At 54.6% G+C, this 13,458-nt stretch carries 15 protein-coding genes; 10 read left to right on the forward strand and 5 right to left on the reverse strand.

What is annotated here, in order from left to right:
• Nucleotides 1-3 precede the first annotated feature (3 nt).
• Together J2X61_RS31390 and J2X61_RS31395 are read left to right on the forward strand one after the other, a co-directional pair.
• Nucleotides 4-927: an AAA family ATPase gene (locus J2X61_RS31390; protein ID WP_310193794.1), complete on the forward strand. Its 924-nt coding sequence runs from the start codon at nucleotides 4-6 to the stop codon at nucleotides 925-927.
• On the forward strand, nucleotides 878-2,257 hold the full coding sequence (locus J2X61_RS31395) for a DUF58 domain-containing protein (protein WP_310193797.1): 1,380 nt from the start codon (nucleotides 878-880) through the stop codon (nucleotides 2,255-2,257). The genes J2X61_RS31390 and J2X61_RS31395 overlap by 50 nt, the downstream gene beginning before the upstream one ends.
• On the opposite strand, the gene J2X61_RS31400 is transcribed toward J2X61_RS31395, so the two are convergent.
• Entirely contained in the window at nucleotides 2,217-3,236 is a 1,020-nt protein-coding gene (locus J2X61_RS31400) for a stage II sporulation protein M (RefSeq protein WP_274473380.1), read from the reverse strand. The genes J2X61_RS31395 and J2X61_RS31400 overlap by 41 nt on opposite strands.
• A 98-nt stretch (nucleotides 3,237-3,334) precedes the next feature.
• On the opposite strand from J2X61_RS31400, the gene J2X61_RS31405 reads away from it, so the two are divergent.
• The 3 genes from J2X61_RS31405 to J2X61_RS31415 all read left to right on the forward strand — a co-directional run bounded on the left by J2X61_RS31405 (nucleotide 3,335) and on the right by J2X61_RS31415 (nucleotide 5,294).
• Entirely contained in the window at nucleotides 3,335-4,129 is a 795-nt protein-coding gene (locus J2X61_RS31405; protein WP_310193801.1) for an RDD family protein, read from the forward strand.
• Between the two features lie 20 nt (nucleotides 4,130-4,149).
• Nucleotides 4,150-4,830 (forward strand): NAD(P)H-binding protein, encoded by a 681-nt coding sequence (locus tag J2X61_RS31410; RefSeq protein WP_310193803.1) that lies wholly within the window; start codon nucleotides 4,150-4,152, stop codon nucleotides 4,828-4,830.
• Nucleotides 4,831-5,000: 170 nt separating this feature from the next.
• Nucleotides 5,001-5,294, forward strand: a complete 294-nt coding sequence (locus J2X61_RS31415) for a Dabb family protein (RefSeq protein WP_310193806.1) — start codon at nucleotides 5,001-5,003, stop codon at nucleotides 5,292-5,294.
• 91 nt (nucleotides 5,295-5,385) lie between these two features.
• Here the strand turns inward: J2X61_RS31415 and J2X61_RS31420 are convergent, their stop codons facing one another.
• Entirely contained in the window at nucleotides 5,386-6,237 is an 852-nt protein-coding gene (locus J2X61_RS31420) for an AraC family transcriptional regulator (RefSeq protein WP_274473375.1), read from the reverse strand.
• Nucleotides 6,238-6,382: 145 nt separating this feature from the next.
• Here J2X61_RS31420 and melA point away from each other — a divergent pair, with 145 nt between their 5' ends.
• Nucleotides 6,383-7,681, forward strand: a complete 1,299-nt coding sequence (gene melA, locus J2X61_RS31425) for an alpha-glucosidase/alpha-galactosidase (RefSeq protein ID WP_274473374.1) — start codon at nucleotides 6,383-6,385, stop codon at nucleotides 7,679-7,681.
• 1,253 nt (nucleotides 7,682-8,934) lie between these two features.
• Here the strand turns inward: melA and J2X61_RS31430 are convergent.
• The 3 genes from J2X61_RS31430 to J2X61_RS36605 all read right to left on the reverse strand — a co-directional run bounded on the left by J2X61_RS31430 (nucleotide 8,935) and on the right by J2X61_RS36605 (nucleotide 10,454).
• A complete protein-coding gene (locus tag J2X61_RS31430) occupies nucleotides 8,935-9,252 on the reverse strand; it encodes a dehydrogenase (protein WP_274472822.1) in 318 nt (105 codons plus the stop codon).
• A gap of 127 nt (nucleotides 9,253-9,379) precedes the next feature.
• Nucleotides 9,380-9,715: a cupredoxin domain-containing protein gene (locus J2X61_RS31435; protein WP_396135527.1), complete on the reverse strand. Its 336-nt coding sequence runs from the start codon at nucleotides 9,713-9,715 to the stop codon at nucleotides 9,380-9,382.
• 178 nt (nucleotides 9,716-9,893) lie between these two features.
• The gene (locus tag J2X61_RS36605) at nucleotides 9,894-10,454 is read right to left on the reverse strand and encodes an HPP family protein (protein WP_483861670.1); all 561 of its coding nucleotides are present in this window, start codon (nucleotides 10,452-10,454) and stop codon (nucleotides 9,894-9,896) included.
• A 116-nt stretch (nucleotides 10,455-10,570) separates the two neighbouring features.
• On the opposite strand from J2X61_RS36605, the gene J2X61_RS31450 reads away from it, so the two are divergent.
• The 4 genes from J2X61_RS31450 (at nucleotide 10,571) to J2X61_RS31465 (ending at nucleotide 13,443) form a co-directional block, all read left to right on the forward strand.
• Entirely contained in the window at nucleotides 10,571-11,479 is a 909-nt protein-coding gene (locus J2X61_RS31450; RefSeq protein ID WP_310193813.1) for a LysR family transcriptional regulator, read from the forward strand.
• A 65-nt stretch (nucleotides 11,480-11,544) separates the two neighbouring features.
• Nucleotides 11,545-12,147, forward strand: a complete 603-nt coding sequence (uptA, locus tag J2X61_RS31455) for an undecaprenyl phosphate transporter UptA (RefSeq protein ID WP_274472824.1) — start codon at nucleotides 11,545-11,547, stop codon at nucleotides 12,145-12,147.
• A gap of 76 nt (nucleotides 12,148-12,223) precedes the next feature.
• Nucleotides 12,224-12,790 (forward strand): thioredoxin family protein, encoded by a 567-nt coding sequence (locus tag J2X61_RS31460; protein WP_274472825.1) that lies wholly within the window; start codon nucleotides 12,224-12,226, stop codon nucleotides 12,788-12,790.
• Nucleotides 12,791-12,819: 29 nt separating this feature from the next.
• Nucleotides 12,820-13,443, forward strand: a complete 624-nt coding sequence (locus J2X61_RS31465) for an MBL fold metallo-hydrolase (RefSeq protein ID WP_274472826.1) — start codon at nucleotides 12,820-12,822, stop codon at nucleotides 13,441-13,443.
• The last annotated feature ends 15 nt before the right edge of the window (nucleotides 13,444-13,458 follow it).

Genomic DNA, 13,458 nt, shown 5'->3' on the forward strand with positions numbered 1-13,458 from the left:
CAAGTGAATGAACTTATACAAGCGATGGAGCAGCACGTGTTCGGCCAGAAGCTGAACACCCGGCTGCTCGTTACCGCCCTGCTGGCGGGCGGACATGTTCTGTTGGAAGGCGTGCCGGGTCTCGGGAAGACGAAGATGGCGCGCACGCTCGCGCAGTTAACGGGCGGCGAATACCGCCGTATCCAGTTTACGCCGGATTTGATGCCGGGCGATATTACAGGCAGTGTGATCTATCAGATGCAGGACCAGACATTTGCCACTGTCAAGGGTCCCGTCTTCACTCATATTTTGCTGGCTGATGAAATTAATCGTTCCGGTCCCAAAACGCAAGCGGCTCTGCTGGAAGCGATGGAGGAGCGGCAGGTGACGATTCAGGGCCATACGTACAGACTGCCGGATCCATTTTTTGTCGTAGCTACCCAGAACCCCGTCGAATACGAAGGGACGTATCCGCTGCCGGAGGCTCAACTCGACCGGTTCATGTTCAAGCTTCAGCTGGACTACCCGGGCGAAGAGGCCGAAGTGGCGATCCTTCGGGGGCATGTGCCGTTTCATGAGCAGCAGGAGGAGCGGGCGCTTGCCGCCGTGCTGACGCCCGAGCGGATCATCCAGCTGCAGCGAAAGCTGGCGGAAGTGGTGGTAGAGGATTCGCTGTACACCTACATGGCTACGATTATTCGCAAAACCCGCGAATCCAAACGGGTTCAACTGGGCGCAAGTCCGCGCGCCGGGATTGCCGTGCTCATGGCCAGCAAAGCTTGGGCTTTGCTGGATGGACGGGCATACGTCACGCCGGACGATATCAAGCTTGTCGCGCGGCCTGCGCTGCGGCACCGGCTGCTGTTGACCCCGCAAGCGGAACTGGAGGGCGGGACAAGTGACCACATCATCCAAGAAACGCTCGGCTCTATTCCGGTTCCTCGATAAATTCGTATTCCAGGAATTCATCGTGCCGACACGCCGCTTCATTCTGCTCGTTGCCGTCGGCGCAGCCGTCATGGTCGCTGCCGCTTTCGCGGATGCGGTTATGCCTGTTTTCTGGAGCTGCAATGCGCTGTTAATCGTCCTCAGCGGCGTCGACTTGGCCTTGCTGCCCAAGCGCAGCGCTTGGCGGGTTCGCCGGTCACTGCCGGAGCAAGCGGATGTGAGGAGCTCTGTGGAGATTCGACTGGAGCTTGAGTATGCGGAGCGCGGGTCAGCGAACGTTGAAGTTGAGCTTATCGATCATTTGCCGGCTGCGTTTCGTACGCCGAACGGGATATTAAGCGGCACCTTTCGCGGAATGACGGCGGTTTACCGCTATACGGCGATGGCCATGGAACGAGGCAGGTACGATTTGGAACATATCGATCTGCGTTATTGGGGCGGCTTAGGCCTGTGGAAGAAGCAGGCGAGGCTCCGCTCGGCCGACGTCATCGAGATTTATCCCGACTTATCGCAGGTAAGGGGCGTGCTTGGGGCTGCCCAGGACACGTTGATTCTGGAAGGCCACCGCTTGTTCAAGAAGCAGCGGAGCGGGTCGGAGTTCCACTATATCCGCGATTATGTGCAGGGGGATGATGTCCGGCATATCAATTGGCAGGCGTCGGCGCGGACGACGAAGCTGATGACGAACCTGTACCAGCCGGAGAAAGGCAAGATTGTCACGATCGTCCTTGACTGCGGCAGACAGATGGCCATTGAGCTGGAGGGTCAGGTCAAGCTGGACCGGACGTTGGAAGCCGCCTTAACGTTAGCCGCCGTGGCACTCAAACAGGGGGACCAGGTCGCGCTCGTCGCTTACTCGAATCAGGTGAAGGTGTATGTACCACCGGGGAAAGGGCTTGCGCATCTGCAGGCAGTAACGAAGGCTGTGTTCGATCTGCGTACCGATTTCGTGGAATCGAGCCCGCAGGTCGCTTTCTCCCATGTGCTGCGCTTCCTGAGGAAGCGTTCGTTAATCGCTCTGTTCTCCGATATGGAAAGCTATCTGCACAACGAGGAAATGCTGCCTTATGTGCAGCGGCTCCGCAGAAGCCATCATGTGCTGCTCCTGTCCTTGCAGGATCCGCTGCTGCATCAATGGGCGCGCATTCGCGCCGAGGACAGCCGTCAGGCTTACCTGCAGAGCGTGGCGCAGCGGATGGCGACTGACCGCTACGGCTATGTAAGCGAAATGGCCGGCAGAGGCATCCCTGTGATGGATGTCCCCGCCGACCGGTTGACGCTGAGCGCCGTTAATGCGTATTTGGATTTGAAAGCTCGCGATCGCTTATAGGAGGGCCTGCGAATGTGTTGGCGCGGATATTCGCTCTATGACGAATGCCGTACGCATAGTAGACGGCCAGCAGCAGTAACGTGACGCCGGCTATGAGATATTTCATCTCCAGCGACAGAGTTGAGGGCGTAATGTAGCCTTCAATGATCCCCGCGATGACGAACAAGGGAATCGTGCCGATCAGCAGTTGGGCCGATTCCTTGGCTGACTCCAGGAAAAGCAGCTTGCGCGGATAAGGTCCCGGCACGAAGAAGCGATAGCCCATATACAAGCCGGCTCCGCCGGCGATGAAAATAGCCGTAAGCTCGATAATCCCATGCGGCAAAATGTAGGCCCAGAATACATAGCTCTTCCCAGCATGCATGAACACGGCGGCTAACGCACCAACGAGAAGCCCATTGCTGATCATGAGATAGACGGTTCCGATGCCAAGCGTCACGCCGCTGATGAAGGCGAGGACGGCGACCCGGATGTTATTCGTCATAATGGCGGTTGACACAAGCGGCGAATGTAAGTCGCCGCGGGGATTCGCCGTTTTGGAAGGATCGATGTTATCGGCGATCGCGCCTGGCATAATCAGGGACAGATTGAGCGGGTCGTGCCAAACGGACAGGAAGCCGAGCAGCCCTCCAAGCAGGAAAAGAACGAGCGCGAAGAGTATGAAGGCGGCCCTGGCTTGGATCAGTGAAGGAAAGTATTGCAGGAAGAATTGTTTGAGCTGGGTGCCGCTTCGGTTGCTTTCCCGGTACAAGGCATTGTGCGCCTGGGAGACGAGATGGTTCAAATATACAGTTGTTTCGCCTGCAGGCGAGTGGGTCTGCAGCGTGGCCAAGTGAACGGAGACCGCTTGGTAAAGTTTCGTGAAACGGTTCACATGGCTGGCGCTTAGACCGCGTTTCCTTCGGTTCAGCTGCAGCAGCAGCTCTTCAAGCTCTGTCCATTGCGATTTGTGCTCGCGGATGAAGCGCGTGATGTCCATGAATGCCTCCTAGGGTCCGGTACGTTGGAAAAGTTATTGTTCATTTTATCATAGGCAAGAGCGTGATTACCATAATTTTGAAATGTTAAGGAGATGCTATGACGGAGTCTCTGGATAAAGAAGTAACGATCATTACCCCCGAACAGGTGAAACTGCAGTTTCAGACGGCCGGGATCGGCAGCCGAGCGGTGGCGCACCTGTTGGATGGCCTTATTTTACTTGTGGTTAATTGCATATTGTTTCTGTTCGTATTGTTAGTGAGCAGGCTGTATTCGGGAGATTGGCTGCCGGGCGCCGCCGATTATATGATCGCCATTACCATCGTCTTATGGATTGTGTTGAACCTGGGCTACTTCGTCGGCACGGAAGCGTTCATGGGCGGACAGACGCCGGGGAAAAGATGGCGGGGACTGCGCGTGCTGCAAAATAACGGACAATCGGCTACGCTCTTATCGATTATCATCCGCAACCTGTTTCGCTTGCTGGATATGCTGCCGTCCCTATATTTCCTAGGCGCGCTAAGCATTGTGCTGAGCCCGAAGGATAAGCGGATCGGTGATATGGTTGCCGGTACGATCGTTGTGATCGAAGCCCGGTTTGAACGGATGAAGCGGCGAAAGCAGCTCGATAAAGCCATAGCCCACAAAAAATATCCGGATCTGCTGCTGGATATCGATGAATCGCTGAGGCCGGACATCACGGCAAGCGATTGGCAGCTGCTGCAGGCATGGGTGGAGCGGGTGCCTACGATGGCCGATAGGAAGCTGGCTGAGCTGGCGGCGCCGATTGCGCACTATTTGGCCAAGAAATTAGGGCTGAAGGTTGGAGACGGAGAGGCTGCCGCTTTCCTGGCTCAGCTGTATGCGAAGCTGCGGGAAGATTGGGAAGTATAAATGCAGGGAGGCGCGGAATAGTGGGAACGACAGCGATTGTAGCGGGAGGTACGGGGTTGGTAGGGCGTGAGCTGCTCCGGCTGCTGCTGGAGGATTCGGCATATGACAAAGTCATCGCATTGGTGCGCAGAGACTTCGGCGCGGGTCATCTTCGGGGACATGAGAAGCTTGTTCCATTCATGACGGACTTCAGCCGTTTAGATGCCGTCATGGAGCCTGCTGTCATGGCGGGTGCACATGTCTTCTGCACGCTGGGAACGACGATTAAGAAGGCCGGCTCCCAAGAGCAGTTCCGCCGGGTTGACTTCGACTACCCGATGCAGCTCGGGGAGATCGCCAGCCGGGGCGGGGCGCAGGTGTTCGCGATTGTCACGGCGATGGGGGCGAACAGCGCCTCGTCCATCTTCTACAATCGGGTCAAAGGGGACGTCGAGCACGGACTCCGGGGGCTGAATCTGCGCTCCCTCTATATGCTGCGCCCCTCACTGATTCTGGGAGACCGGGACGAGACGCGCGTCGGCGAGCAGTTGGGCGGCTTGGCTTCACGGGCGATCTCGCCGCTGATGATTGGCGGACTTCGCACATACCGGCCCATTCACGCCACCACGATCGCCGCCGGGTTGATAGCTTCGGCCAAGCTGGGGGAGGCCGGTGACCATGTTATTTTATCATCCCGGATTGCCGAGCTGGCGAGGATGTAGCTTGCGGCTGAAGCTGCGCGTGTTCGGGGGCTGGACAGGTTGCTGGCAGTCAGCGCGTGTGCACCGGATTAACGGCTCCTCTCCTGTCGACGGGCGTACAACTTCCTGCTATAGTTAGTAGCGTTAATGTTTAACACGCCAAATCGTAGAAGGAAAGTAGGTTGTCTTGAATGATCGATCATATTGTACTTGTGAAATTCGCCGACACAACGACGCAGGAGCAGCTGCAGGAAGTGTGCGACCGATTCAAAGCGCTGCGCGCTCATTTGACGGGCATCGTCGATATTCAGGCGGGAATTAACTTTTCCGAGAAAAACAAAGGGTATCAAGTCGTGCTGTCGGTTCGATTCGAGGATCGGGCTGCGCTAGAGGCATATGGTCCTAACCCTGAGCACCAAGCGGTTGCTGCGTATATTCGCGAAGTCGGCCGAGAGGATAGCTTGATTGTTGATATTGAGATTTAGATTACGCTACGCTACGCACAGCATGGCTCTCTGCCCCTTGGGGCGGGGGGCTTTTTTTTATGTGGTGTTAAGGGACGCTAGAGGCGCCGTTTCACTTCCGCTCCTTCCGGTATACCGAAGGTGCATAGCCGCTCCACTTATGAAACTGCTTGGAGAAATACAGCGCATCGTTAAAGCCGACCGAAGAGGCAACCTGGTCGATGGTCATGGGCGTCTCCAGCAATTGTTTGGCGCGTTCCATGCGGATTTTGAGCAGATACTGCATGGGGGACAGCCCTGTAGCTTGCTTGAACATTTTGCACAGATACGTGCGGTGATAGCCCAGCGTGCGAGCCAGTTGCTCTATGGAGACGGCTTGTGTGTACTGCAGCTCCAAATAGCGGACTGCCTGGCTGACCTGCCGATCGATTTCCGTTACGGTTGAAGGCCTCGCCTTCAGCAGAGGATCGTTGGCCCGCCCTAGCTCGCGAAGCAGCAGTCGAAGCCAGCCGGCGGCCTCGATGTCTTCCAGCGCCGGATGCGGCGAATGCTGGAAGGAGGAGCGGATGCGGCGGTATAGATGCCGAATGCGGCGGGGCGAGCCGCCCGAGATGACGGCATCGTGCGGGGAAGCCCCGATCTGCGAGAGCGTCATGCCGGCGGCACGGCCTGTGAAGGCAACCCAGGAGTAATGCCAGGGGGTCTCGCTGTCGGCCGTGTACCTGAACAGCTCCCCGGGATAGATGATGAAGGTGTCGCCTGCCTTGCAGGCGTAGGTGCGGCCTCGCAGCTCGAACGTCCCGAATCCGGCATGCACGGTATGGACGAGATAGTAATCGTGCACCCCGGGACCTGTGTTATGTAAGGGGAGGGGCTTGCCCTCGCCGCTGAAGAGCACGGACAGCTCGCTGTTGCTTTCATGAGGATTGATGCCGACGGTGAAATAGGTATGATCCGGATTCATGGGAACCTCGACTGGTTTTTGTTTTAGGGTACATCAATAAACTACAAATGTCCATATAAGGGTTCGTTCAATCCATATGATTTTCAGTCGCCCTGGGCTATAGTGAAGATGTTGAAAACGATAACAAATTGGAGGGTATCCACACATGTCCAAGATTACATTTATCGGTGCCGGTAGTACGGTTTTCGCAAAGAACGTACTTGGGGACTGCCTGCAAACTCCCGCCCTGCAAGGCTTTGAGCTCGCTCTTTTTGATATCGATCATGAACGGCTGCAGGATTCGGCCAACATGCTCAATAATATCAAGAAAACGTCCGGCAGCACATCGGTCATCACAACGTATACAGACCGCAAGGAAGCTCTTAGAGGAGCGAAGTATGTGGTCAACGCGATTCAAGTAGGTGGATATGATCCATGTACGATTACGGATTTCGAGATTCCGAAAAAGTACGGCTTGCGCCAAACGATCGCCGATACGGTTGGGATCGGGGGCATTTTCCGCAATTTGCGCACGATTCCGGTTATGCTTGATTTTGCAGCCGATATTCGCGAGGTGTGTCCGGATGCCCTTTTCCTCAACTATACGAATCCAATGGCCGTGCTGACGAATGTGATGAACACGTATGGCGGCGTGAATACGGTTGGTTTGTGCCACAGCGTACAGGTTTGCGTGCCGCACATGTTCAAGCACCTGGGCATTGATACGGCAGGCGTTAAGTCCAAAATCGCGGGCATCAACCACATGGCGTGGCTGCTTGAAGTGACGAAGGACGGAGTCGACCTGTACCCGGAAATCAAGAGACGCGCCGCAGAGAAGCAAAAAGAGAAGCACAATGACATGGTGCGCTACGAAATGATGCTGAAATTCGGCTATTACATTACGGAGTCCTCCGAGCATAATGCGGAATACCATCCGTATTTCATCAAACGGAACTATCCGGAGCTGATCGACCGGTTCAATATTCCGCTCGACGAGTACCCGCGCCGCTGCGTGAACCAGATCAGCAGATGGAAACAAATGCGCGAGGATCTCGTGAACGATGCGAACTTGAAGCATGAGCGCTCGCATGAGTATGCTTCCTACATTTTCGAGGCGATTGAAACGGATGTTCCGTTCAAAATCGGCGGCAATGTGATGAACACCGGCCTGATCACGAACCTGCCGCGCGAGGCGTGCGTGGAGGTGCCTTGTCTGGTTGACCGCAACGGCGTGACACCAACCTATGTGGGAGACCTGCCGCCGCAGCTTGCGGCGCTTAACCGCACGAATATCAATACGCAGCTCCTGACGATCGAAGCAGCTATCACCGGCAAGCGCGAGCATATTTACCATGCTGCTATGCTGGATCCGCATACTTCGGCAGAGCTGTCGATGGACGATATCGTGGCGATGTGCGACGAGCTTATTGAAGCGCACGGAAGCTGGCTGCCTGAGTATAAGTAAGCATTAACAAAGGGGTAACCGGGAGGTTACCCCTTTGTTTTTGTGCGAGAGATGGGCGGAGCGGAAGGCCTTTGTCGGGGCGACGCCGTTGTTGGCCGGGGGTAATGTTTGGCCACGGAGGCTGTGCAGCAGACGCCATGTTGTAGGCGTCATGTCGTAGACTGCATGCCGCAAACATCAAGTTGTAGATGTAAGTCGTAGACGCGATGCCACAGTCACCAAGTCGTAGACTGCATGCCGCAAACATCAAGTTGTAGACGAGATGCCACAGCCATCAAGTCACAGACACCATGCCATAGACACCAAGTCGTAGGCGCACTCGGCCGCAACCTCCTGATTGCTGACGCCTATGTGAATGTATACGATTTTTCGAGTAGAATCTTCGAGTTAACGGTAAAAATCAAAAATGTATTCTATTTTTCAAATAGAATTACCGATTTCCCGTCAAAATCGAAGAATGTATATGATTTTTCAAATAGAATGAATCAGGCGGGCAGGTGGAGGGCAAATTCGTCTAGTGCAGACATGGTCAAAACCTAAAGAAACCACAGGTTCGCCTGGTAGTTTCTAAGACTGCTCTGTTTCCCTGATGCTTTCCACCGCTCCTTAATCGCGTCACCGTCTTTCCCGTCCATAACAGGAAAATCTCCCGCTAAATGCCCCCTTTTACAACGCCGTAGCCCTGTTAAGAGGAAAAACTACCGTTAATTAGCTTGAGTTTACTGATTTTTGTTAAAAAGTGTGCGGATTAACTGGAGAATTTCCCTCTATTCGTTCAATTGGGAATATATTCATGCGATTAGCGGGAGAAATTCCCGTTACGGTATAAGGGCCGAAGCTGCAAAGTCGCTAGGTCACAAGTTAACAGGTCTCCAAAGCTCCAAAGTTGCAAAGTCCAAGGTTACAAGTGCAGAAGTCCACAGGGTTACAAGGTACAGATCTCCAAAGTGACAAAGTCGCAGTGTCTAAGGTTACAAGTTACAGATCTCTAAAGTTACAAAGCTGCAAAGTCGCTAGGTTACTACAGTTCTCCAAAGCTCCAAAGTCGCAGTGTCCAAGGTTACAAGTTACAGACCTCTATAACTCCAAAGCCACAGTATCCAAGGTTCCAAAGCTACACGGCCCCAAAGCTCCAAAGTTGCGCGCACCATCCCCCCGGATTCACAGAACCACACAGTCACTTAACTAACCCGCCCATAAAAAATGAACGCCCCCATTGTTAAACAAGTTTAACAACAGGGGCATTTCAATAGTTAGCCCCCGAACGCATCGCGGAAGGCATGATTCAATGCGGCAAGCTCGACGTTCCAGATCGGAGCGATCTCGGGCCCGACGTTGACGTCGAACCAGTCGGACAGCGCTTTGCGGTTGGAACCGTTCTCCACGATGAAGGAGAGATTGAGCATCACCTTTTTGACATAAAGCTCCTCGGCCTCTTTGATTTGTTCGGGGGTGAGCCATACCTTCAACCGTTTGACGGTCCGGTACAGCTCTTTGCTGCATGCTCTTCGAATGCTGCGTGCGTTGGGGAATTGCTGTTTATGTTTTTCATTCTGCTTGTTGTTGATCATGACGGCATCCACACTCCTCTATGCTATGTGTATGCAGAGAGTAGGCGTTGAGCCACTCTTGGGCGCCAACCTACGGAGCCCAAGTTCGGTGCGGATGCCTTGCCGCATTTGCTTCTTCACAGTTCGTTTAATCCACGACCAGGTACCCGATCATCGGCCCGTTGTGGGCAATATCCGCATGCGACATGCAAATAATCCGGTACGTGCCTTCCTGATCGGCGGTGAAGTGGACGACGGTTTCTTTCCCCTTTTTGACTTCGCCGCTAATGTTCAGCCCTTCGATGAGGAAAGGGTGGCTCTCCCCGTTGACGCCGTAGATGCTCAACTTGATCCGCTCGCCCTTCTGGATCGGGACGGTGCCCGGATCCCAGCGGTACGATTCGATCGTTTTGCCGTCTTTGGTCGTCGATTTGAACTCGCCGACAACCATATGAATCGTTCTCTCCGCTGCCGGCTCCGCCATCGTCGGAACGATCTTGCTCCGGTTCAGGTAGAGGACCCCGGAGAGGACGAGCAGCAGGGCAAGGGCTGCCAGATAAAGATGCTTGCGCTTAATAATCCATACTTGGGACATCGAAGCCCGCCTCCTGTACAAACATACTTGTACATCCTATGCGGGAGCTTGTCACCGTATGAATAAGCTACCACCACGCGTTGGGATAGCGGGTGCCGGTTGCCCGGTGATACAGGAGGGCAACGAGGACGAGCAGCGCAGCGCCGAGCAGGACCGGCGTGAGCAGGAAGCCCCAGCTCGCGCCGCTGAGCATCACGAGCAACGGGTCGGCGCCAGCGGGCGGATGCAGCGTACGCGTCAGCTGCATCAGGGTGATGGCGGCGCCGACGGCGAGAGCGAGGCTCCACGCGTGCACGCCGAAGGCGGCGAGGGCGAGGAGCCCGACGAGCGTGCTCAGCACGTGGCCGCCGATGAGGCTGCGGGGCTGCGCGAGCGGGCTATGCGGCAGCGCGAAGGCGATGACGCAGGATGCGCCGAAGGGCGCCATGAGCAGCGGGACGCGCGCGAGGTCGCCGGCTGCGCTGCAGAGCAGGATGGCGAGAAAGCCGCCGATGCCGGGGAGGAAGAAGCCCAACCGCCGGGCGATGGTGAAAGGGACGGTGGCGGTAGAGGCTGAGACTGGTGCGGAAGCTGATGCTGATGCTGATGTTGATGTAGATGCGGAAGCGATGTGCTCCGAAGTTGACATTGGGTTTCACTCCTCTTTTCTAATCGTTGTTCCGATGCTATCATGATTATAGGTATTTGAGAAACGAATAATTACGATAAGAGGTATTCGAGTTACCGATGGATAGGGGGAGCACCATGATCGAGCAGTTGGACGGACGCAGTCTGAAGACATTTATTACGGTGATGGAGGAGAAGAGCTTCAGCAAGGCTGCGCTTAAGCTGGGTTATGTGCAATCGACGGTAACGATGCATATCCATCAGCTGGAGCAGATACTGGGGCAGACATTGTTCGAACGATTGCCGCGAGGCGTGGAGCTGACGGCTGCAGGCCGTGAAGTGGCGCCTTTTGCATACCGGTACATGCAGCTCGGCGAGTCGCTGCAAGATAAGCTCAGCGGCTTGCAGGAGCCGAAAGGGATCGTGCGCCTTCGTGCGCTGGAGTCGTTCTGCGTGCCGCACCTGCCGCAATGGCTGCCGTCTCTGTTCGAGCACTATCCGCAGATTCAGCTGCAGCTGGAAACCGGCTTTCACCGCGATATTACGCAGGAGGTGGCGGCTTACCGCGTGGACTTAGGCATCGTGCCGCGCGATCCGGAACAACGCCAGCTCACCTTCATCCCGCTTATAGAGGATGAGTTGATTTGGGTCGGAGCGCCTCCGTTGGTGCGTTTGCTCGAGCGGGACGGGTGGGAAGCGGCTGCGCACTTGCCTGTTATCGGCTTCGGCGGGCGCTGCATCTACCAGACGATGGCCGACCAGTGCCTGACGGACAAAGGGCATAGCGCATGGCCCTCGCTCGAATTCGACAGCTCCGAGATGGTCAAGCAAACGCTGATGCACGGAATGGGGCTCTCAATGCTGCCGCTGACGGCTGTGCGGGAGGAGTTGCGGGCCGGGAAGCTGCTGCGGCTGGCAAGCGAGTCGGCCGTTCCGCTCCGGCATGGGTTAATTCATCGCGCAGGCAAAGATTTGAGCGCGCCGGTGAAAGCTTGCAAAGAGCATTTGATCGCTTGCTTCGCCGATGTTCAGCATGAAAGTGGTTGATTGGAGCCTGTCTGTGATAGAATGAGATAGATTAGGATTTGGATAATTTAGGGGAAAGAGGGTTCATGATGGGTGAGTTGATTCACAATGTTTTGCTCTACTTGGAAGGGCTAGGGTACTGGGGAATATTCCTTGGATTAATGCTGGAAGTGATTCCGAACGAGCTGCTTCTTGCTTATGCCGGCTATCTGGTTTCCAAAGGCGAAATTAATTTTGTCGGAGCCATCGTTTGTGCGGTTATTGGCGGGACGCTAGCCCAAATAGTGCTGTATTGGATCGGACGCTACGGAGGCAGACCTTTCCTGGAGAAGTACGGCAAGTACTTGCTAATCAGCAAGCATCATCTGGACGTTGCAGAATCATGGTTCAATCGCTACGGTATGGGCATGATGTTCACGGCCAGATTCATTCCCATCGTTCGCCATGCTATCTCCCTGCCGGGGGGAATGGCGAGAATGCCGCTTGGCAAATTTACTTTGTATACGGCTCTTGCTTTAGTACCTTATTCAATAATTTATGTTTATCTGGGCATGAAGCTCAAAGACAACTGGGAAAAGATTGACGAAATCGCGGGTCCTTATATTAAACCTCTTATCATTGCAGCAGTGATTTTGACAGTTCTATATGTAGGCTACCAACTTTATTTGAAAAGAAAGGGCAGAACGTAATTTCCTGCATTTGCGCTTTCGATTCAATTTGTTACAATAACGATGAAGAATCACGATCTTAGGAGGCTGAGTAACGATGAGTACGAATCTCGCGAGCAAGCTGCGTACAGGCTTAAAGCCGCAACAATTCATTGACAGCATGGAGAAAAATAAAGAGCAATTCCTGGCCTATTACAATGGATTCGAATGGGATAATGAAAGCGACAAGGAATACTTCGATTCCCTTAATAACCGCGACGATTTGCGCTGTGTCATTATTGCTGCCGACTGGTGCGGAGACGTTGTCCGCAACGTGCCTGTCGTATTCAAAGCGCTGGAGAACAGCGGAGTGCCGGTAGAAGTGCTCATTATGGAGCAAAACTACGATGTGATCGATCAGTTCCTGACAGGCGGCGGCCGTGCCATCCCGGTCGTTGTGTTCACGGATACGGGCGGTTTCGTACTTGGCCATTGGGGACCTCGTCCGAAGCATGTGCAAGCGGTGATGACGCAGTTCAAGAAAGAGAATCCGGATCGTGAAGCACCTGACTATAATGAGAAAATTCAAGTCGCCAGAGCCGAAATGGGACGTCAATACGGCGAAGGCAACGGCTATCACGCCGTTATCGTGAAAGAACTACGCGACCTAATCGAGTCGTTCTAAGCGAATGAAAGAATGTAGGGTGAGGACATATGATTAACATAGAAACTTTTGTTTTGGGTCCGGTTAGCACCAACGCGTACTTACTTTCGAATCCGGAAACGAAGAAAGGCATTATTATTGATCCCGGGATGAACCCTAAGGCGCTGCTCAAAAAAATTGCCGATCTGGATATCGAGGCAATTCTGCTGACGCATGCGCATTTCGATCATATCGGCGGTGTCGACGAGATTCGCAAGCTCAAAAACTGTCCCGTGTATGTGCACGACCTGGAAGCGGACTGGCTGACGAATCCGAAGAAGAACGGCTCCGCGCGCTGGCCTGAGCTAGGCGTTCTCATAGAGACCGAGCCGGCTGAGTACGCGCTGGATGAAGGGCAGACCTTGGAGTTCCTGGGCATCCAGCTCAAGGTGTTCCATACCCCGGGCCACTCGCCGGGAAGCGTCAGTTTCCTGTACGAAAAGCAACTGTTCAGCGGAGACGTGCTGTTCAAGCTGTCGGTAGGCCGGACGGATTTGCCTGGCGGTGACAACAACGAGCTGCTGGATTCCATCCAAGAGAAGCTGTTCCTCCTTGACGACGATGTCGTTGTCTATCCGGGACACGGCGGCAAAACGACGATTGGCTTCGAAAGAGACAATAATCCATATGTATAAGCGCTGGCGGCGTGT

It is taken from the genome of Bacillus sp. 3255, assembly GCF_031456485.1.
Classification (GTDB): domain Bacteria; phylum Bacillota; class Bacilli; order Paenibacillales; family NBRC-103111; genus Paenibacillus_E.

Excerpts from the sequence above, each read along its gene's own strand:
- J2X61_RS31435 (WP_396135527.1), bottom strand. The coding sequence starts at position 9,715 with ATGGCGGAGCCGGCAGCGGAGAGAACGATTCATATGGTTGTCGGCGAG.
- uptA (WP_274472824.1), top strand. The coding sequence starts at position 11,545 with ATGATGGGTGAGTTGATTCACAATGTTTTGCTCTACTTGGAAGGGCTA.
- melA (WP_274473374.1), top strand. The coding sequence starts at position 6,383 with ATGTCCAAGATTACATTTATCGGTGCCGGTAGTACGGTTTTCGCAAAG.
- J2X61_RS31460 (WP_274472825.1), top strand. The coding sequence starts at position 12,224 with ATGAGTACGAATCTCGCGAGCAAGCTGCGTACAGGCTTAAAGCCGCAA.
- J2X61_RS36605 (WP_483861670.1), bottom strand. The coding sequence starts at position 10,454 with ATGTCAACTTCGGAGCACATCGCTTCCGCATCTACATCAACATCAGCA.
- J2X61_RS31430 (WP_274472822.1), bottom strand. The coding sequence starts at position 9,252 with ATGATCAACAACAAGCAGAATGAAAAACATAAACAGCAATTCCCCAAC.
- J2X61_RS31405 (WP_310193801.1), top strand. The coding sequence starts at position 3,335 with ATGACGGAGTCTCTGGATAAAGAAGTAACGATCATTACCCCCGAACAG.
- J2X61_RS31400 (WP_274473380.1), bottom strand. The coding sequence starts at position 3,236 with ATGGACATCACGCGCTTCATCCGCGAGCACAAATCGCAATGGACAGAG.
- J2X61_RS31465 (WP_274472826.1), top strand. The coding sequence starts at position 12,820 with ATGATTAACATAGAAACTTTTGTTTTGGGTCCGGTTAGCACCAACGCG.
- J2X61_RS31450 (WP_310193813.1), top strand. The coding sequence starts at position 10,571 with ATGATCGAGCAGTTGGACGGACGCAGTCTGAAGACATTTATTACGGTG.
- J2X61_RS31415 (WP_310193806.1), top strand. The coding sequence starts at position 5,001 with ATGATCGATCATATTGTACTTGTGAAATTCGCCGACACAACGACGCAG.
- J2X61_RS31420 (WP_274473375.1), bottom strand. The coding sequence starts at position 6,237 with ATGAATCCGGATCATACCTATTTCACCGTCGGCATCAATCCTCATGAA.